Consider the following 19,678-nt stretch of genomic DNA (forward strand, 5'->3'; position numbering starts at 1 on the left):
TTAGTCGGTAACTGATAATAGCTGAAAGGTAATATTTATGATATTGAGACTACCAGAACAAAACCTTAATATTAACATGGCTTTTGCTCTGAATCATCTGTTATGGCTATTCTATGGGTCTATATTAAATACTTACTTTTAATGTGGGTTTAGTGTATAAAGGTACTATATCCACAATAAAAGTAAGGAGTATCTTATGAACTGGCCATTATTTTCTGTCATTTATTCAATAGCAGCAACCGTTACCATTGGTGTGTTTATAGTTGCCACGTTAGTAACAGGTTTTAATGAGATATTGCATGTGCAAATAGCAGTCGCGTTGGGAATTTTGGTATCTATCCCAGCAGGATTATTCTTTACCAAAAAAGTCGGTAGTATCACTGGCAATGAGGAAGGGTATAAAGTGTAGGGCATTTTGAACACTCACAGATAGTCTCTGTCAGCGCCACGATTGAATGTTTAACACGCTTTAAGATATCTTGAGGATATTCAACCATCATTTATGTTCAACCATAAAAAAGACCTTGATATATTTCAAGGTCTTTTTTAGTAACTATAATAGTGAAGCGTTATTGAAGTTCAACTACTGCGCCATTTTCAACGTTTGCATAAACCTCTAGCACATCCCAGTTGGTCAAACGAACACAACCTGCTGATCCTTGACGACTGATGCCTTCAGGTACTGGTGAACCATGTAAACCATAAGAAGGTTTAGACAATCCCATCCAAACAACGCCTACTGGATTATTTGGTCCTGGTGCGATCATATGCACTTTCTTTTGAGCACCTTCGCCGACTGTTGACTTATACCAAGGCATTTTTACTTTATTGATGATCTTGAACGTACCTTTTGGTGATGGTGTAGCAGCACTACCGACAGTCGTCGGATAGGTAGCAACCAGTTTGTCACCATTGTATGCATACAGGGTTTGGTCTGCTTTGTTAGCAACAATACGGTTGATACGTTGGTTAAGCTCGCCACGGTTGTTCAATACTGTGATGGTTTCACCAACTTTGTATTCTTTGTTCTTGTTCAACTTATCAAGGTAGCGTACGTCCATGTGGAAACGTTCGCCGAGCATCTCTTTGATGTCTTGATAATACAAACCTTTCATTTTTGACTTGGCTTCTGAACCAGAAGGAGTAGTCGCAAAGTTGGTATCAAGATCTGCTTTAGTCAGCGTATAGGTGACCAGTACAGGCTTATTAGCAGGAATGTTTTTGATCAAAGCATCCCATGTTTTTTGGTCCATTTTACCGTTAGCAGTCAAACCTTTCATGGTTTGAAAGTTGATAAGGGCTTTTTTACTGTTCATACCCCATCCACCATCGATAGGACCAGGAGACGCATGGTTCCAATCCAGTAACGCTTGCATCTTGATAGTCATCGCTGAGTTGACTTTCATGTTTGGTGACCAGACAGAACTATTCACTTGCTTGGCATAGTTTGATAGGTTCAAGGTAGTGTGTCTTTTACCATCTTTGTCTTCGATATTTTTGATGGTAGGGTCATCACTAAAGTCTTGACGTTTTTCGTTTTCAGGCAATTCAAAAGAAAGTGGATCAGATGAATCGATAGAGGCTAGGTTGCTAGGAGCAGCAACCGCTTGACCTTCGCTTATATCGTCAGTACGGTCAGCCTGCTCATCTTTACGCATCAGCTCAGCTGCGCTCATATTATCAGGCGCCGCCGCTTTCGGTGCTTGTTTTGAATCGATTAGCTGCGTCATGTTGTCAGTCGCTGTACGACTGTCTAACGAGTTGCTGCGATTTTCTTGCACATTGAGGCTAACTTTTTTCGCAAGCGAATCCGCTGTACGTACTGGCAATGTGCGAGTCGTATCGGCAGTGGCAGCAATGGCACTAACGCTGACAGCAGCGATAGAAATAGCAGTAATAATAGGCTTTATTTTCATCATGTTGAATCACTTGTAGTTGGTACTAATGTGGCTATTATGCGCATAATTTGGATGCTTCGCAAACTTTAGACACATCTTTTTTCACTTAATGCTTGCCAAACGTCAACTGCTGACGTATTCACTACAGTTGGGTAATAACTGAGCGAGAGTTTAGATAGGGTAATAGCTCATGATATGACTGAAGTTAATTACATTTCCTATTATCTCTACAAACACAAAAATGCAAATATTGGCGCTACTTAGTGTTTATGTCTATAATGTATAATTAGAATATTAATTAATAGATCGGCTTTTAGTAGAAGCGACTTAACCCACCCACATGTCGTCAACGAACATGTAATCAGCAAGGTATGATATGTCAGAAGACCAAACAATGAGCGCAGAAGAGTTTCAAAACCAGTACTTCAATGACGATAGTCTAGAAGATAATATGGCGTTTGATTTGGAGTCTGGGCTTCTCGGTGAGGACGATCAATTTGCCAATTTGCATGCAGAGCTAGAAGAAGCGCGAGAGCAGCTCGTTAGTATTCGCGATTTCATTCGTTTTTCAGTGACTCAACTACGCAATTATGATGTGGTTGTCGCCCAAGGTACTACCGATGAATTCGCAGAGGCGTCTGCCATTGTATTGCATTCATTGTCTCTAGACTGGTCAGCGAACGAGCAGATTCTTGATTGTCGTTTGACGACTTCAGAGAAACAGCTAGTGCTAAGCCTGCTAGAAGAGCGCATCGCTGAACGTAAGCCACTCAGTTATTTGATTAACTTGTCATACTTCTGTGATTTGCCTTTTTATGTCGATGAGCGTGTTTTGATTCCACGTTCACCGATAGCAGAATTGATACGTCAGCAGTTTCATCCTTACTTTGAGGTGACTGAATTGGCCAAGCCTTTAGGAATCAGTCCTAACGAGCAAGGCGCAGCATTTTACGATCATGGTTTAGACGTCAAGCAACTGTCGCAGCCTGAGCGTATTTTGGATATGTGTACCGGTTCTGGCTGTATTGCTATCGCGCTTGCGACCCGTTTCGTCGATGCATTGGTTGATGCTGTCGATATCGATAAAGGTGCGCTGGAAGTAGCGATGGTCAACGTTGATCATCATGATCTTGGTCATCAGGTTAATGTGATTGAATCAGATCTGTTTGCGAAGATTCCTACTGAAAACCAGTATGAGCTCATCGTCACCAACCCACCGTATGTCGATGCGGCCATCATGGCAGACTTGCCACCTGAGTTTTTATATGAGCCTGAGCATGCACTAGCTGCCGGTCAAGATGGCTTAGACTTGGTACATCGTATCTTGTTTGAAGCACCAGACTATCTAAGTCCAGAAGGTCTGCTAATCTGCGAAGTGGGCGATAGCGAATGGGCATTAAAACAAGCCTATCCTGAAATCCAGCTTGACTGGTTAAAGTTTGCCCACGGCGGTCATGGTGTTTTTGCGATTACCTATGATGAGCTCATGACCCATCGTCAGTTGTTTGCCTCTTATGTACAGCTATTAGACAGCATTCAATAGTCAAATATGGGTCGTGACTAGGTACTGATTATCATAACAATCGGTCATTTTCGTCACAGTCACAAACGATTGATAAAATAAGCATAAGTTGTGTTTACTTATTTAAGGATAGATATGGCAGGCAATAGTATCGGACAGGTTTTCACTGTCACTACGTGTGGAGAGTCGCATGGCGCAGGCCTTATGGCTATCGTCGATGGCGTGCCACCCGGTTTGGTTTTGTCTGAAGAGGATTTGCAAGTAGACTTAGATCGCCGTAAACCGGGCACGTCTAAGTACTCGACTCAGCGCCGTGAATCTGACGAAGTTGAGATTATCTCTGGCGTCTTTGAGGGTAAAACGACAGGTACGTCTATTGGCTTACTGATTCGTAATACCAATCAAAAATCTAAAGATTATAGCGAGATTAAAGATACTTTTCGTCCGGGTCATGCCGACTATACCTATAGTATGAAATATGGCTTTCGCGATTATCGTGGCGGTGGTCGTTCATCAGCACGTGAGACGGCGATGCGCGTTGCGGCTGGTGCTATTGCAAAGAAATATCTGCAAGACCGTCTAGGCGTGCAAGTCCGTGGTCATGTGACTCAGATTGGCAATGAATATAGTAACGTCACAGATGTTAGCCAAATTGATTGGGAATTCGTAAATAGTAATCCATTTTTTTGTGCTGACAAAGAGGCGGTGACTCGTTTTGAGTCATTAATTGATAACTTGCGCCGTGAGGGCACCAGTTGTGGTGCTCGTCTAGAAGTTATCGCAAGCGGTGTCCCTGTTGGACTTGGCGAGCCAGTTTTTGATCGATTAGATGCAGATATTGCTCATGCCATGATGAGCATCAATGCGGTAAAAGGCGTTGAAGTTGGTGATGGTATGGCAGTGGCTGGGCAGTTCGGTCACAGCTCTCGTGATGAGCTAACACCAGACGGTTTCACTGCCAATCATGCTGGCGGTATACTGGGCGGTATCTCATCCGGGCAAGACATCCGTGTCAGTATCGCTTTGAAGCCAACGTCTAGTATTACCACCGCTGGCAAGAGTATCAATACGCAAGGTGAGTCGATCGATATGCTGACCAAGGGTCGTCATGATCCGTGCGTTGGTGTCCGTGCCACGCCTATCGCAGAAGCCATGCTAGCGATTGTATTGCTCGATCATTACCTGCGTCATCGTGGTCAAAATGGCGATGTGAAGCAGCCGGTAGAGTCGATTACTTAGTCGTTTGGTTTAGCTAATTATTCAAGAAAAGTCTTTTCTCTGTCGATGGGTTTCATTGATAAGGTAAAAGACTTTTCTATTTTAGAACTTATAAGCTATCGAACTGTAATGAACTTTACCAATGAGCTTTTACACCTTGAAGCTACTTATCCTTCTGTGACAATGATATTTTTAGCAGAATGTAAAAATATTCTTCTATAACAAAAATTCTTGTTATATCCTCTAGCTTCTGCGTATTGCTCATGAATAATAATTTCATAGTCGCAAAAGCCATCTGCTGAAAATATAAAGTCGCTACCTTGACTCTCTATAATTGGGACAAGGTCACCATCATTATCATATACGCGCGTACCCCAACCTACTGATATGTCTATCGGCTGCTTTGCTGTTTGAGTACTAAAACGAATTGAATATTGCGTCTTACCTTTAGGTGTGATAACTAAACTTTGTTGCTTGTCTATCTCTTCTAAGCTTGGGTCTGTGCTTTTAGAAAAATACTCGCCTTTTACTGAGTAAATATCATAGTCTGTTTTATTGATTAATTTAATATGAGTAGCAAAAAATTCGCTGTAAATAAACAATACTGTAAGAAATAGTAGTAACAATTTTAGTGGTTTGTTTCGTGATGACATAGTAATCATAATATGCACTTAATAATTTAAGCCGCTATTTGATAAGCATCAATAGCCACACACCGCTGATGGCGAAATACCAATAATACCTGCTGACTGGGAATAGCGAGCCAATGTCCAAACTCAATACTATCGATACCTTGATTTGACAAAATCTGTGCGCAATGATGACGACTATATCCTAGCAAGCTCTCAATCAATTGACCTGCGATAAGCTTGTTATTAACAATATGGTTGGTAATAAGTGTGTGTTGCATCGTATTTCTATCCTTAATCTGTCTTACGAATTTGAATAACGCTATCGTAAGATAATAAGATAGAAAACCTGTGTAGGAATGATGGAAGTTTAATGAATTTTATTCGCGAGCTAAAGGCAGCGTAATGCTAACCATCACACCAGAATGTAGGTATCTAACAGCACTACTCTCGCCAGTTTCAGAACCTTCATTGCTATGCACGTTGTTAATAGCAACATGACCTCCGTGGTGTTCGATCACTTGTTTTACTAACGTTAAACCAAGGCCAGTGCCTTTTTTGAGAGTGTTGCCAGACGTGCTAGGCTGTTCTGGTTTGGTTTCTGCGATTGATTGCTTATCAAATGAAGGCTCTGATGACTGATTGGGCTGGCTTGCTGCGCTATAAGTGGCTTGGCTCTGATGCGACAAACTAAAATAGCGGTCGAAGGCTTTTTTTACGGCATAGTCGGGTAGTAATTTGCCATCGTTAAATATATCAATGGTTACTATCTGCACTGTATTGTGAATATGAATATTGACCGTGTTCTCAGCAAAGTGTATGGCATTATCTAATATGTTCTGTAGCACTTGCACTAACCAGAACTGATCAGCAAAGACACTGGTATTTGCCAATATATTCGGCTGTAAACTTGTGGTGTCAGTGAAGCGTGCATCATCGATATAGATGTCAATAGGTGCTAAAAGCTGCTGTTGCAATTTGGCGGTATTATTTTTTGCAAGGGTTTGTAGTAATGGTAATAGAGGCGTCAGCTGTTGGTTTAGCTTAAAAGTTGGTTGCTCAATTTTGGCAAGTAACAGTAATCGATCAATGAGCTGCTGCATTTTTATGCTTTGTTCACCGATAGTTTGGATCAGCATCTGCCGATCTTCAATGTCTAATGCGCTGCTGTCGAGTCCATCGTCTTCTAACAATTCACTGCTGGCACGAATGGCGGTTAGGGGGCTTTTCAATTCATGGGTGAGGGTATGGACATAATCAGTCACATAAGATCGATTCTCCAATCGATGCTTCATAGATTCAATCGTATCTGTCAGACTATTAAGCTCATGACCTAAGTAAAAATAGGGTTTTTTGGTATCCTCAGCTAATGCGCTGGTATATTGAGTAACCAAGGTAATGCTTTGCTTAAGCCACCATGCCACCAGTCCTGCCAATATCAGGGCAGCGATGCTCATAAACAGCGCCGTGATTAGCATGCGGTTGCGCGTATCATCCAAATAAGGCAGTACACTAGCGACAGGCTTACCAACGCTGACGATGCCAATCAGATTGCCAGCGGCGTCTTTTATAGGCTGTGCCACATACATGATAGTGCCATCACGCTGATTGTGATCTCGCGTCGTACTTCTTGCGCCATATTGACCTTGTAGGGTCAAATAGACATCGTTCCAACGACTATAATCTTGCCCCTCATCATTGTCAGGGTAAGGCAGAGAGTCATATATGACCGTGCCAGAATGGTCTGTAACATATATCCGAAAACTGCTATAGCTTTTATTTTTATATTCGGGCTCTCTGGTTTTATTCTTCGCTGGCGTGCCAATGAATGCTGAATCCAGTCTTGCTTGATAAGCCTCCTCATATAGCTGCCCAGACGATAATGGCACTTGCAAGCTGACCGCAAGCAATTTACTGGTATCTAATAACGTGTCTTCGATGACTTGCTGCGCTGTTGGTTTGACATAGCCAAATAGCTGAGTAAACACAACCACACCGCAAATGGTTAATACCAACGCAACGGCTAACCAAATTCTAAAAAATATACTCAGATTTAGCAGTCGTTTTGGCTCAGTCGTTTGCTGCGCGGTGCCAATAGGATGTAACTTTGCATACCAGTTACTTTGATTAGCATTAGCAGGATGATCAACGCTATTATTAGCGTGGTTATCAACGATATCATTCGCTTTATTGGTCATATTTTTATCAGTGTTGCTTGCAGTTATAGAAAGTCAGTACTAAGTAAAATATAGCTAAGCGGGACATAACGCATAACCCAATCCACGGTGTGTATGGATGACATCGATGCTAGCATCTACGGTAGCCAGCTGCTTACGAATTGACTTGATATGGCTGTCTATCGTTCTTGCCAAGCGATGATCTGGATAGTCACTGACCGCATTTAATAGCTGTTCACGACTGAAGACTTGATTGGGTGCTTGTAATAAGGTCAATAAGATTTTGCGCTCGGTATTGCTCAGCTCTAGCTTTTGCTCTTGCCACATCAATGAGTAATTGAGTGGTTGGTAATGCCAGATACCAGACTGACATTCAAACGTTAATGCTTGCCCAGTCATATTATTAGACGGGTTGTCACTATCTACTGAGGTGGTAGGAGCGGATGACTGTTGAGACAGCAATTGCTCACGTCGCCAAATGGCTTTTAGGCGAGCGACCAACTCTCGCGGGCTAAAGGGTTTGGCACAGTAATCGTCGCCACCCATCTCCAAGCCCAAAATACGATCGACCTCATCACTGCGTGCCGTCAAAAACACGATGGGGATGTCTTTTAAGGCATCAATATCAGGTGTATGACGTATTTGTTGACACAAGCTGAGACCGTCACCATCTGGCAATCCAACATCCAAAATAATGGCTGATAAATCGCTTGCGGCCTCACTATGTAGCATCGGCAGTACACTACTGGCATTGTCCAGCCATGTAATTTGCCAGCCTTCACGCTTGCAAGTGACCTTGAGCGACATCGCGATGGCGGGATCATCTTCTACCAGTAAAATATGAGTCATGACGGTATACTTATTTTAGAAAAATGTGTAAAAAATGGCTGATTGACGCGATGGTTAATAGATAACAATCGCATAGATACTGTCAGTGTCCACTTTGCTGAATACAGTTTGTATTTGGAGCTATGGAAAGACTCCAAAGTTGTTGGGATTATCCTAGCATAAAAGTCCCAAGGCATTTTGGGAATGCTTGTCAAAAGCGATGAAAAATTGATGGAAAAAATGAGAGGCTAATTATTTTCACGTTTCGCGGTGTTGATATGACAGTCGTTGATTAACTGATTGGTTCAAAGCAGGCTTTGAGCCAATCTGTGAACCAAGCTCTGTATCAATACTTCAGCATATAAAAAAGCCAACCAAGTTGCGACTCAGTTGGCCTTTTGATTATTAGCAGGACTTGTTTATAAATGTATAGGGTGTGTCCTCATTTCAAAAATGGAGGTAAAAATGAGATAAATTGCCGTCAAACGAGAAAAATAGTGTAGATAATATCGAGATATTAACCAGCTATTTGACGCTGTTTGGCAAAATTTAGCCATTTTTAGCCCAGTTAGAGGACTATCGCTTGAATTGAGGACATACCCTAATACGGCCTAGCTCAAACCTTTACAGTTTGCGTAGTACGTAACGGTTGCGGGCCAGTCAGAAAAAATACCTTTTACTCCAACCTCTTGCGCCAGTACATCGATATAAGTCATCATGTCGCCATCATTATTAATGGCTTTGCCTAAGTCAGTATAATACCAGTCGCCACCTGCTGCTAACGGCCCTGAGCGCTCAATTGACCAAGTAATAATATCTAAATTAAGTGCTTTGGCTTGTTTGGCATAAGCGGAAGGTACCATTTTACCTGTTGCGTCAGTGGTTACTAATATCCAAGGTGGGGGGGCAATGGTTTTAATGCCACGCGCTTTTATGTTGGCTAGTGAGTGCTTCCACGTGCTAGGATCATTTTTATCAAAGGTTTTGCCAGTTGCGGTCTCATTGCTATCGTCAATTAAATAGATAGCATTGGCACCAAAATCAGGCTCGTTTTTAATCCAATAATCTACATCTTCGATATTAAACGACTGCGCAAACACGTCACTAGCAGCCACGCCTGCGTCTTTATAAGTGTCAATTAATTGCTGACGATAAGCATCTACGCTATAGCCATTAAATGGCATGGTAACGGCTGGTGCTTTTAGCTCTGGCGTGTGCTTCATGCCAAGGTTTTGAGCAAGCTTAATATGTTCTTTTAATGTGAGCACTTGACCGTTTTGTGAATATAAATCAGTTCGCCATGCAGCCGTTGCATTCATATAATCATTGAGATTGGTGGCTGTTTTATCCGCAGCATCCATTTTTCCTGTCAGAGTCTTGAATTCACTTGCGCTAATGTCTGAGGTGCGGCATTCAATGCTGTCAGCATTGGTCAGCAGACCGTTGGCGTCTATCATTGGCGGCACGGTGCACTGTTTGGCCAGTGGGGTAGCAAGGATATTAGTAGTGGTATGTAGATCGTCTTGCGCATGGCGGCAGACCAGCTCGCCGTCATTGGTAAAAGCCACATCGCATTCTAAGATGCCTGCGCCCATTTGCGCTGAGGCGACATAGCTGTCATAAGTGTGTTCAGGTAATTGCAGCGGTGCACCGCGATGCGCGATAGAAAAGTTCGTTTTGCTAGGCGTTTGCGCACTACAAGCCATCAGCTCGTCTTTTAATGGTCCTGCATCCATGTCATTGACCAAGTAGAATGGCCGCACACCATATGTATAGGCTTGAGGTTTGGCATGCGGGTTTTTTGGTAGTTGTTTTAGTGATGGCTTAATGGTTTGGTTGGATGTTTGAGTCAATGTGGTATTGCGTATATCGTCTGCGGCCATTGATAGAGTGCAAGTGGCCCCTAGTGCTATGGCTATACTGACCGTCTTAACGGTTTTAAATGGCATTTTTTTAAGTTGATTGAGCGTCGCCACTGAATTATCTAACATTGTCATGTAAACTGTCCCTACAAAAAGTGAAAAATAATAAGTACAATATTGCTGTCATTTATCCATCCCTTACGTTACCTGATAATTTTTAAAAGATAATGACAGGCGAGTGATTGTTACAAAAATATTTCACTTCCAATTCTCAAAGCTAAACTATCAAAATTGTATTAAGGATCAGTCATGACTGACTATTTAGACGCTGTTATTGTTGAGCATAACCCTAGCCAAAAAACCATTAACCGTGCTGTCATTTGGTTGCATGGCTTAGGTGCTAGTGGTCATGACTTTGAGCCTGTGGTACCGCAGCTGGGCTTGGCTGATGATATGGCTGTACGATTTATTTTCCCACATGCACCAAAGCGTGCAGTGACGGTGAATGGCGGTATGGTCATGCCAGCTTGGTATGATATTTTAGAGATGAGTTTAGAACGTAAAATCGATGTTGCACAAATTGAAGAGTCTGCCCAACAAATCAATGATTTGATCAGCCGTGAGGTTGAGCGCGGTGTCTCTCCTGAGCATATCGTTATTGCAGGGTTTTCGCAGGGCGGGGCAGTGGCTTACCATGTGGCACTTGGCTATCCAAAGCGTTTGGCTGGTTTGATGACACTCTCTACCTACTTAGCGACGAACGATAATATTAACTATAGTGCTGCTAATAAAGACATGCCAATTCTAATCGAACACGGTAGTCATGATCCGGTTGTCCCTGTTGTTTTGGGTGAGCAAGCACAGCAATTATTGTCTGATAAAGGCTATAACGTGGCATATCATACTTATCCGATGGCGCATCAAGTATGTATGCCACAGATCCAAGCGATTGGTACATGGTTGAATGCAGTACTTGCTTAGACAGTTGAGCTGTAACGTAATGTAATACAGGGTTTATAAAGGTTGAAACCTACCCACTACCTACTATATAATAGTCGACCTTATTGGGGATGTTCTGGCTTCGACGCTGGTAATGAAACTCAATGATGCATGTCGAGAGTATATGTCCTCTCGTTAATCCAACATATATTGTTATAGTCGCAAACGACGAAAATTACGCTCTAGCAGCATAAACCCTGCTTACTAAGTTGCTGATCACCTACAGTTGGTCAACTAAGTTGAAGCGTCCGCATGTAGGCTCGCCACAAGGGATTGTCTCAATCGCTTGGGTTCAAAAGTAGAGAATCGGCTAATCCATCCTGACTGTCGGATCGGTGCAGACTAAAATTAAAGACAGAAACTAAACATGTAGATTCATGAGCGTAATGCTGGCGGACGCGGGTTCAACTCCCGCCATCTCCACCAAATATTAAAAATCCGATCACCTAGGTGGTCGGATTTTTTTGTCTAAATTTTATGTGTTTGTATCCAAAATGACCACGAATGAGTGTTCAAAAACAGATTATAAAAAATAGTACAGTATTTTTTTGCCAATTAAGGTCATAGTATTCGCTTGTTTTAACCAATGATTCTGATTATTCTTAGTTGTGGCTTATTCGGCGTATCAGACGATATACCGATAAGAATAAGCGGACGTTCAAACAACTACAGGGAATGTACTATGTTAGGAAAAATGATGTATCAGCCATTGCTGATCAGTGGTCTCATTGAACATGCTGCACGCTATCATGGTGATACAGCGGTTGTCTCCAAAGAAGTCAATGGACAGATAATACATACTGACTGGCTCAGTGTGTCTAACAATTCAAAACGTTTGGCCAATGCGCTGGCTACACTTGGATTGAAGTCCTCAGAACGAATCGCTACACTGGCTTGGAACAATCATCGTCACTTAGAAGCGTGGTATGCGATTTCGGGCAGTGGCATGGTCTGCCACACTATCAATCCTCGATTGTTCCCTGAGCAGCTTAGCTACATTATCAATGATGCTGACGACCGTGTATTGTTCTTTGATGTGACCTTTTTGCCATTGATTATGGCCATTAAGGAACATATCAAAGGCGTCGAGCATTTTATTTGCTTGAGCGCTCGAGATGAGAAAGTTGTAGCGCAGTTGCCAAATGTACTGTTCTTTGATGAGTTGCTAGCAGCGCATTCTCCTGATTTTGAATGGCCTCAGTTTGATGAGTCTACGGCCAGCTCGTTATGCTATACCTCAGGCACGACAGGCAACCCTAAAGGCATTTTATATACTCATCGCTCTTCTGTACTCCATGCAATGTCATTATGTATGCCTGACGTCTCAGCATTATCTGCGCAAGATGTTTTATTGCCAGTAGTACCCATGTTTCATGTCAATGCATGGGGCACGCCTTATGCTGCTGCATTAACAGGTTGCTCTCTCATATTGCCTGGTCCCAATCTAGACGGTGACAGTCTGGTCTCTCTCATTGATGATTATCAAGTAACCGTCGCACTAGGCGTTCCAACGATTTGGCAAAGTCTATTGACCGCTGCAAAATCTAGAGGCAGTAAGCTTGAGAGTATGACGCGAACCATCGTTGGCGGCGCAGCATGTCCGCCATCAGTCATCAAAACATTTAGAGAAGATTTCAATTGTGATGCGATACATGGCTGGGGCATGACTGAAACCAGTCCGCTTGGAACGATGAATCAAATAAAAGCCAAGCATAAATCACTGAGCAGAGATGAAATCAATGAGCTACGCAAATCTCAAGGTCGTCCGCCTTATGGCGTTCAGCTACGTCTGATAGACACTGATGAGCCATTGCAGCGCGTAAAAGAAGATGGTCTGTCTCAAGGTCGTTTGCAGATTAAAGGGCACTGGATTATCAATGACTATTACACCGAGAACCCTGACGCCATCACTGAAGACGGCTGGTTCGACACGGGTGATATTGCCACTATCGATGCAGATGGTTACATGAATATCCGTGATCGCTCAAAAGACTTGATAAAATCTGGTGGTGAGTGGATATCCTCAGTGGAGCTTGAGAACATCGCAGTCGCGCATCCGGAAATCAAAATCGCGGCGGCCATCGCTGCAAAGCATAAAAAGTGGGGCGAGCGCCCAGTCTTGATCGTCGTGAAAGAAGACTATTCAGCAATCGACGAGGCACAAGTACTGAGCTTTTATCAAGACAAAATAGCCAGCTGGCAGATACCAGATAAAGTTATTTTTGTAGAGAGTATTTTGCTGAACGGTGCTGGAAAAATGGTGAAAAAGGATTTACGTGATGATCATGGCGATGCCCTGTTGGCTATATCGTAGTATATTTTGACGGCATAAATGCATAAGGTATTTAGTCAGTGAATTGGTATTGAGAGATGAATGTAATGATAAAGGGCTAATAGTCTATGACTTTTAGCCCTTTGCTTTGGGCATGTTTTGGGTATCGAGGTTTATATTGATTAATGCAAAGACACTATTTTAAGGTTTAGCATTTATCGAAGAAAGTATATTAAATAAAGATTGATAAAAGAATGTCACAGTAATATAGTTCGAATTTATATTATTCATTTACTGAGGATTTTATTTATGAGAACTTGGTCAGCATTTTTTATCTCTATATTTATGCTAGTGCCTGTCATGCAGGCAAATGCAAAGAATACACCTTGTTCTGGCAAGATGGGTGGCATATCGCATTGTCAAGGTGCTAAGTTCGTCTGTAAAAATGGAAAGATCAGTCAGTCTAAAAAATCATGTAGCTAATAAATGCTAATAGTTTAAAAAAATAATTGATATATAGATTGTTCTCTACGAATAAAATAAGAATGATTTGGTGCAAACGTTAACGATAAAAACTATCATAAATCTTAGTTTTAAATACCTTGAGACAATAAAAATCCGATCACTACAAGTGGTCGGATTTTTTTATGGTGTAGTTCATTATCCCAAAGTTTTTCAATAATTAGTTTGTTATAGAAGTCAGTAACTGGTATTTCGACATTATAGTTGATTCAGTTTAAAAGAGGTACAAGGCAAGCGAGGTTAACGCTGTCACTCTTTTATAGAGGATTGACTATAGATAATAAAACTATTTACCTTGATAAACTGGCTTACGCTTTTCTACAAAGGCTGTGACACCTTCGATAAAATCATCCGTCTTTGCCATCATAGTCTGTTGTTCAACTTCCATATCTAAGGCTTCATTTAGACCCATAAAAGCATGCACATTGAGCATATGTTTCATTGAAGCCAATGCTTTACCTGGCAACTGACTTAAGCGGTTTGCTAAAGCCTGTACGCTCGCGTCTAACTCATCAGCACTAACCACACTATTCACTAGATTTAAGCGCGCCATATCTTCGGCTTTGAGCTTATCACCCAACATTACCAGTTCAGTAGTTTTAGCCGCGCCCACTAGTTGGTTTAGCAAGTAGATACCGCCCGCATCTGGAATTAGGCCAATATTGACAAAGGCTTGTACAAATTTGGCATTATCAGCCGCAATACGGAAATCACAAGTTAAGGCTAAGTTCATGCCTGCGCCAGCTACTGCACCTTCTAACTTAGCAATAATAGGTTTATGAATATTACGCAACTTTAAGCTGACTTCTCCAGCACCTTCCACCATGCCTTTTAGCTTGCTTGAAATAATGTCTTTATCCAGACCTTCAGACAGCATTTCTTTGATATCGCCGCCGCTAGAAAAATTGCCACCTGCACCTTGTAAAATAATGACACGCACTTGGTCATCGGCATCGGCCTCAGCAAGCGCTTTCAACACGCCATTTTTTAGAGGCGTACCAAAAGCATTTAGGCTTTTTGGGTCATTGAATGTAATGGTAGCAATATGCTGTTCGACTTGATAATCGACTAAAGGCTGCGACATGGTATCTATCCTTGTATAAGTTTTTATAAGTATCGTATGGTCGATCACATATAAGTCAGATACGTAAAATCTACGGTTTGTAGTACTTTCACTAGCCTTACTTATATCTGAATTATATTGAACTGACGATGTAGACAGCATATTACTATAGCAGTTTGGCATGATTATAAAAGTGGGTTTTGTGGGCGCTCAAGACACATCGAAATTTGATAGGTTATGCTAAAATGCCAAAAGCTGTGTCAGGGAATTATTCATGAAGATGCTAAAATTCTGAGGGATATATTAGCCTCTCTTATCTATCAAACAAGGAAGTTATTATGCCAGTCATTAAAATCAATGATGCAGATATTTATTATGAAGACAGTGCACCAAATGATGTGCAAAAACCGGTCATGGTATTTGCACACGGCCTGCTGTGGAGTACGCAAATATATGACGAACAAGTCAAACATTTCCAAACAGATTATCGCTGTATCGCTTTTGATTTCCGTGGACAAGGTCAATCGCAAATTACCAAGTCTGGCTATGATATGGATGCGCTCACAGAGGATACACTTGGCCTGATTGCTGCGCTTGGTATTGATAAATGTCACTTTGTAGGATTGTCTATGGGTGGTTTTGTCGCTCAGCGAGTTGCAATTAAGCGTCCTGATTTATTACTATCGCTTACCTTATTAGCAACGTCTGCTGATCCTGAAGATCCTAAAAATATGCCGCAGTATCGTAAACTTGTCCAAGCCATTCGTTGGTTGGGTAGCAAGCGTGTGAGTAATAAACTCATGCCTATTATGTTCGGCGATACTTTTTTGGCAGACAAGTTGCGTAAAGTGGAACGCAAGCAATGGCTTACGATGCTACAAGGCAATCGTAAAGGCGGAGTAATTAAGGCTACGATGGGTGTGATTGAGCGTAAAGGCATCTATGAGCAGCTCGGTGATATTACAACACCCACATTAATTATCGTTGGTGATGAAGATGTAGCGACCCCTTATGCAAAGGCTGAGCGCATGCATTTTGCGATTGCAGGGTCCAAGCTAGCGATTATTAAAGGTGCGGGTCATACATCATCTGTAGAAGAGCCAGAGCAAGTAAACCGAGTCATGAGTCAGTTTTTAGAAAACTGTGTGTAGTCAGTGAATGACTAAACCGCTACAGCGCTATCCTTCTTAGATGTACTACTCGTACAATCTGTAGTCGGCTGCCTTGTACCCATTTTATAGTTCTTTGACTGTAGTGTATTAAAGCCTCATTCTCAAGGTTAAACTTCGCACAAAAAAGCCGCTATCAAATGGTGATAGCGGCTTTTTTGTGACATACATTAAATATCCGGTTGCTACATTCGAGAGCTGTATTCACTACTGCCATCATCAATAGTTCCAAACACTTCGGCGCGATTCACGACCTCAGTCGCCCAAGCACGATGCGTGGCTGGCTCTAACATGGTGTTGTTGTATTTGAATACCGCTTTGGCTTCGCTATGAAGAATCGCTTGCGCCTCATCCAAGGTGCTGAGTGGTACGCAATATGCTTGCTGTACCAAAGCGATTTGGCTTGGATGAATGACAGTTTTGCCAACCAAACCTAAGCTAACATCGTGGGTCAGCTCCTGCATAAACAGTGTTGGTTGATCTAAGTATTCAAACACAGGTGCCGTCAGATAAAAGCCATGCGGCACAAAGCAGCCCAGTAGCTGATAGGCTAGGGTGCCGATTGGCGTATCATAGACAATACTGTGCTTAGGTCGCCTGAGACGTAGCGCGGCAAACAAGTCATTGCCGCCGATGCGTAGTGCAAATACTGGCTGGCTAAAAGCTTCTTTAAAACCGATGGCCAGTTCTTGATTGTGATGTGGATTGAATAAGGCAGCAGTCTCAAGCGTGGGCATTAAGAGTTGCTCGGCACTTAGATTTTGACAAGCCATGCGCCAGTTGGATAAGCTATACATATCGACTTTTGGCATGACGAATCCATCGATAAGATCGATATGAGGGTAGTCTGCCAACTGCTGTAGCATCATCGGATTGCGCGGACGAATGAACACCAACGGCCTGGTTGGATATTGCGTTTTGATGTCTGCTTTTCTAGATGGATTATTGATACTATCGACATGCGCAGCCCACGTATCGAGCAATGCTTGCAAGCGTTCAAGCGCCAAATCGACATCGCTGTGACTGACTGCATCCTCTAAACAAATAATAATGCTATTAATCGTGGGCAGCTTGTCACGCTTGATGACTTGCCATATATCTTCGCGAGTTGCAGGCATATAAAGGCTAGCACCAAGCTGATAAGGATGATGGGTGTGCGGTTTAACCATCGCATGACGCTCAGTAAATAGATGAGCGTAAGACTGGGAATGGTTGTAGATATTGGCTTCGTTGTGTGGCGTATCTGACATAGTTGGCATCATAAGTAGTGATAAGTAAGTAATTATAAAAGATCGAAGGTATTATCAAGTGGCATGGCTCAAGGGTCATTACTTATCAACAGCTCTAAGTTCAATAGCTCTAAATATAGACATTGAAATGTAGTTATTAAAATATAGCCATTAAAACTAGAAAATAGCCATTAGCTGTCTTTGGTGCGTTGCTTGATGAGAGTGATGGCTTGATAAGGCAGTATTTTATCACCTAATACACTGATAGCGATATCTCGTTGCGCACATAAATGTCTGAGCAGTATCGTATCTGGATGATCGGCTGTTGCTAGCAAAATACGTTCAGGATCACGGCGCAATATGGCCCTCGTTGCTTCTGCAATGGTCGGCTTGATTCGGTTACGATTGTCGATAGCATAATCTGCTGCGAGCGTATCGATTAAGTCAGCTGTTTGATAGCGGGGTTGTTTGTATAGTGATAAATACTTCAAAGAATTGGTCAGTGTACGACGTGCCGCATCGATTTGATCGACAAAGGCTAAGCTGTGATCTGACGCTACCAAGTTATCATAAAAAACACTGCGATGCAGCCCTGATTGTGGCTCGGTATATAAGCTGCGTGATATGAGCCCTGACACGGTGCTGTTTAATAGCCCTGATGGAATCAACCAGTCTTCTTCGCTTGCCGCAAGCCAAGCGACGCCAGCCGGATCAGCAAGCGTCAATAATGGAATCACACCTTTACCCTGATGAAAGATATTGGCGAAATTTGAATGGCTAGGATTGCTAAATACCTCTAGGCTACGAGATAGCTCTTGGTAAATAGCGCCTTTACCTGTCCATCCGTCAACGAATACAATTGGGCTGTTTGGATGTAATTTTAATATTAATGCTAGGGCTACAGAATCCAAACCTCGGTCACGAATGATGCTAATACCGTAGTGTACGCTTGGCAAAGCGTAGTGGCTATCAGTATCTGCTAATGCACGCTGCAACAGTACCCCAATCGGTAAACCTGCGCGCACTAAGCTGACCAAAACTAATGGATTCTCAGTATTAACGGTTTGTTCAAAAGTACCTTGTAATGTATAAGCCAAGTTAGCGATATCAGCCGCAGTTCTGTTTGTGCCTTGCTCTAGCGCCTGATGATAGAGTCGCTCATGCATCGCTGTTGGTGCATCTTCTAACGTCAACATATCAGAATAGTGACGCTGGCCACTTTGGATAAGCGCTTCTTTTTGGCTGACAGGTACATCAGCCACGGCATCTTTATCAACGATATCGAGTAGAACAGTCACATCACTGGCAAGGTAACTGCCTGAACCGTAACTTTTTAAGTCAGCTGTTTTTGTATTAGTGTTATTTGAAGTCATGGTAGCAATATTAGCTCTCATTATAGAAAAGGTGAGGGTTGTGAGAGTGGCTAGCCTAGCCTATCACAAAGGCTGTAACTGCGACTGTAACTGCGAATGCAGCTGACCATGATTGGGCATCCCATACCAGTCTAACAGTTGCAGAAATGGCAAGTCCGCTAGGCTGTCACCAAAGCCAAAACTAGGTCGCTGACTGTCTAAATGATGGTCTAACAAAAACTTTACAGCATGATGCTTATGCACGGCACGCGGTAATATCGCTAGATTATTTGCATTCACGTGTACATAAAAATCTTGATCAAAATCACGTACTAGGGATGGCAGCTTTTCAGCCAAATCTATCAATGCCTGATGGTTTTTGTGAGCATGTTTAATGGCCAGATAAATGGTTAATTCTTCATCAACAGAACCATTATGAAAGCTATCGATATGCGGTGTAAATACGAGCTGACTGCCATCACTTTTGCTGTAATTGGCGAATACTTGACTCAGTTGATTTAATTTATCCTGCAATGGTGCAAGCTCGTCATACATATGCTGTTGCCACTGGGCTTGTAGCTTGCCATCCTTGCTGAGAATAATCGCACCATGAGTCAGGACTTGCCAACTGTCAAAGGGCAGCTTCACGCGTTTGATTTCACTACGGTCACGGGCAGTGACGACTACCAACTCAGTGCTCGCAAGTAGCCAATTAAATAGCGCCGCTTGACGTTGACTCATAAAGCTTAATGGCTCGTCTTGCTTATTGACGGTCGCACAAACCAACTGCTCAGGTTCCGTAGTGGGTAAGTTCCACGCGTCAATTTTGCGTTGAGTTTGGAATAGCGTATCGTCTAAATCCATGAGTGCATAGGGTTTTACGATATTTGCATTGGGTTGAAAAAATGGGGTGGTCATAGAACCGTTCCTAAACGTTA

Annotated in this window: 17 protein-coding genes and 1 other RNA gene; 8 read left to right on the forward strand and 10 right to left on the reverse strand. The window is 42.4% G+C overall.

Annotation, left to right across the window (positions count from 1 at the left end; translation table 11 throughout):
* Positions 1-196: 196 nt before the first annotated feature.
* On the forward strand, positions 197-409 hold the full coding sequence (locus DFP82_RS05065; RefSeq protein ID WP_110922650.1) for a hypothetical protein: 213 nt from the start codon (positions 197-199) through the stop codon (positions 407-409).
* Between the two features lie 160 nt (positions 410-569).
* Here DFP82_RS05065 and DFP82_RS05070 read toward each other — a convergent pair whose 3' ends face one another.
* Positions 570-1,919 carry a L,D-transpeptidase family protein gene (locus tag DFP82_RS05070; RefSeq protein ID WP_181416248.1) on the reverse strand — a complete coding sequence of 450 codons (1,350 nt, stop codon included), beginning with the start codon at positions 1,917-1,919 and terminating at the stop codon, positions 570-572.
* A gap of 355 nt (positions 1,920-2,274) precedes the next feature.
* On the opposite strand from DFP82_RS05070, the gene prmB reads away from it, so the two are divergent.
* Positions 2,275-3,441 (forward strand): 50S ribosomal protein L3 N(5)-glutamine methyltransferase, encoded by a 1,167-nt coding sequence (gene prmB / locus DFP82_RS05075; protein ID WP_110922651.1) that lies wholly within the window; start codon positions 2,275-2,277, stop codon positions 3,439-3,441.
* 114 nt (positions 3,442-3,555) lie between these two features.
* Positions 3,556-4,659, forward strand: a complete 1,104-nt coding sequence (gene aroC / locus DFP82_RS05080; protein WP_110922652.1) for a chorismate synthase — start codon at positions 3,556-3,558, stop codon at positions 4,657-4,659.
* 146 nt (positions 4,660-4,805) lie between these two features.
* On the opposite strand, the gene DFP82_RS05085 is transcribed toward aroC, so the two are convergent.
* The 5 genes from DFP82_RS05085 to DFP82_RS05105 form a co-directional block, all read right to left on the reverse strand.
* Positions 4,806-5,300, reverse strand: a complete 495-nt coding sequence (locus tag DFP82_RS05085) for a hypothetical protein (protein ID WP_110922653.1) — start codon at positions 5,298-5,300, stop codon at positions 4,806-4,808.
* 17 nt (positions 5,301-5,317) lie between these two features.
* Positions 5,318-5,548, reverse strand: coding sequence for a hypothetical protein (locus DFP82_RS05090; protein ID WP_110922654.1), 231 nt, complete (start codon positions 5,546-5,548; stop codon positions 5,318-5,320).
* 99 nt (positions 5,549-5,647) lie between these two features.
* The gene (gene creC, locus DFP82_RS05095; protein ID WP_110922655.1) at positions 5,648-7,465 is read right to left on the reverse strand and encodes a two-component system sensor histidine kinase CreC; all 1,818 of its coding nucleotides are present in this window, start codon (positions 7,463-7,465) and stop codon (positions 5,648-5,650) included.
* Positions 7,466-7,519: 54 nt separating this feature from the next.
* Positions 7,520-8,293 (reverse strand): response regulator, encoded by a 774-nt coding sequence (locus DFP82_RS05100; protein WP_110922656.1) that lies wholly within the window; start codon positions 8,291-8,293, stop codon positions 7,520-7,522.
* A gap of 590 nt (positions 8,294-8,883) precedes the next feature.
* Positions 8,884-10,269 (reverse strand): glycerophosphodiester phosphodiesterase family protein, encoded by a 1,386-nt coding sequence (locus DFP82_RS05105; protein WP_110922657.1) that lies wholly within the window; start codon positions 10,267-10,269, stop codon positions 8,884-8,886.
* A gap of 174 nt (positions 10,270-10,443) precedes the next feature.
* Between DFP82_RS05105 and DFP82_RS05110 the strand changes: the two genes are divergently transcribed.
* From DFP82_RS05110 to DFP82_RS14680, 4 genes are all read left to right on the forward strand, one after another.
* Positions 10,444-11,115, forward strand: a complete 672-nt coding sequence (locus tag DFP82_RS05110) for an alpha/beta hydrolase (protein ID WP_110922658.1) — start codon at positions 10,444-10,446, stop codon at positions 11,113-11,115.
* Positions 11,116-11,200: 85 nt separating this feature from the next.
* Positions 11,201-11,559: a transfer-messenger RNA gene (gene ssrA / locus DFP82_RS05115) on the forward strand.
* A gap of 256 nt (positions 11,560-11,815) precedes the next feature.
* A complete protein-coding gene (locus DFP82_RS05120; protein ID WP_110922659.1) occupies positions 11,816-13,447 on the forward strand; it encodes a long-chain fatty acid--CoA ligase in 1,632 nt (543 codons plus the stop codon).
* Positions 13,448-13,714: 267 nt separating this feature from the next.
* Entirely contained in the window at positions 13,715-13,888 is a 174-nt protein-coding gene (locus DFP82_RS14680) for a YdcA family protein (protein WP_181416249.1), read from the forward strand.
* 325 nt (positions 13,889-14,213) lie between these two features.
* On the opposite strand, the gene DFP82_RS05125 is transcribed toward DFP82_RS14680, so the two are convergent.
* On the reverse strand, positions 14,214-15,011 hold the full coding sequence (locus DFP82_RS05125; protein WP_110922660.1) for an enoyl-CoA hydratase/isomerase family protein: 798 nt from the start codon (positions 15,009-15,011) through the stop codon (positions 14,214-14,216).
* Positions 15,012-15,328: 317 nt separating this feature from the next.
* Between DFP82_RS05125 and DFP82_RS05130 the strand changes: the two genes are divergently transcribed.
* Positions 15,329-16,141: an alpha/beta fold hydrolase gene (locus DFP82_RS05130; RefSeq protein ID WP_110922661.1), complete on the forward strand. Its 813-nt coding sequence runs from the start codon at positions 15,329-15,331 to the stop codon at positions 16,139-16,141.
* A gap of 203 nt (positions 16,142-16,344) precedes the next feature.
* Here the strand turns inward: DFP82_RS05130 and DFP82_RS05135 are convergent, their stop codons facing one another.
* The 3 genes from DFP82_RS05135 to DFP82_RS05145 form a co-directional block, all read right to left on the reverse strand.
* The gene (locus DFP82_RS05135) at positions 16,345-17,409 is read right to left on the reverse strand and encodes an HpcH/HpaI aldolase/citrate lyase family protein (RefSeq protein WP_110922662.1); all 1,065 of its coding nucleotides are present in this window, start codon (positions 17,407-17,409) and stop codon (positions 16,345-16,347) included.
* Positions 17,410-17,579: 170 nt separating this feature from the next.
* Positions 17,580-18,761, reverse strand: coding sequence for a cysteine protease StiP domain-containing protein (locus tag DFP82_RS05140; protein ID WP_110922845.1), 1,182 nt, complete (start codon positions 18,759-18,761; stop codon positions 17,580-17,582).
* A gap of 63 nt (positions 18,762-18,824) precedes the next feature.
* Positions 18,825-19,658, reverse strand: a complete 834-nt coding sequence (locus DFP82_RS05145) for an HAD hydrolase family protein (RefSeq protein WP_110922663.1) — start codon at positions 19,656-19,658, stop codon at positions 18,825-18,827.
* Positions 19,659-19,678: the final 20 nt, after the last annotated feature.

The sequence above is a fragment of the Psychrobacter fozii genome (genome assembly GCF_003217155.1).
Lineage (GTDB): Bacteria > Pseudomonadota > Gammaproteobacteria > Pseudomonadales > Moraxellaceae > Psychrobacter > Psychrobacter fozii.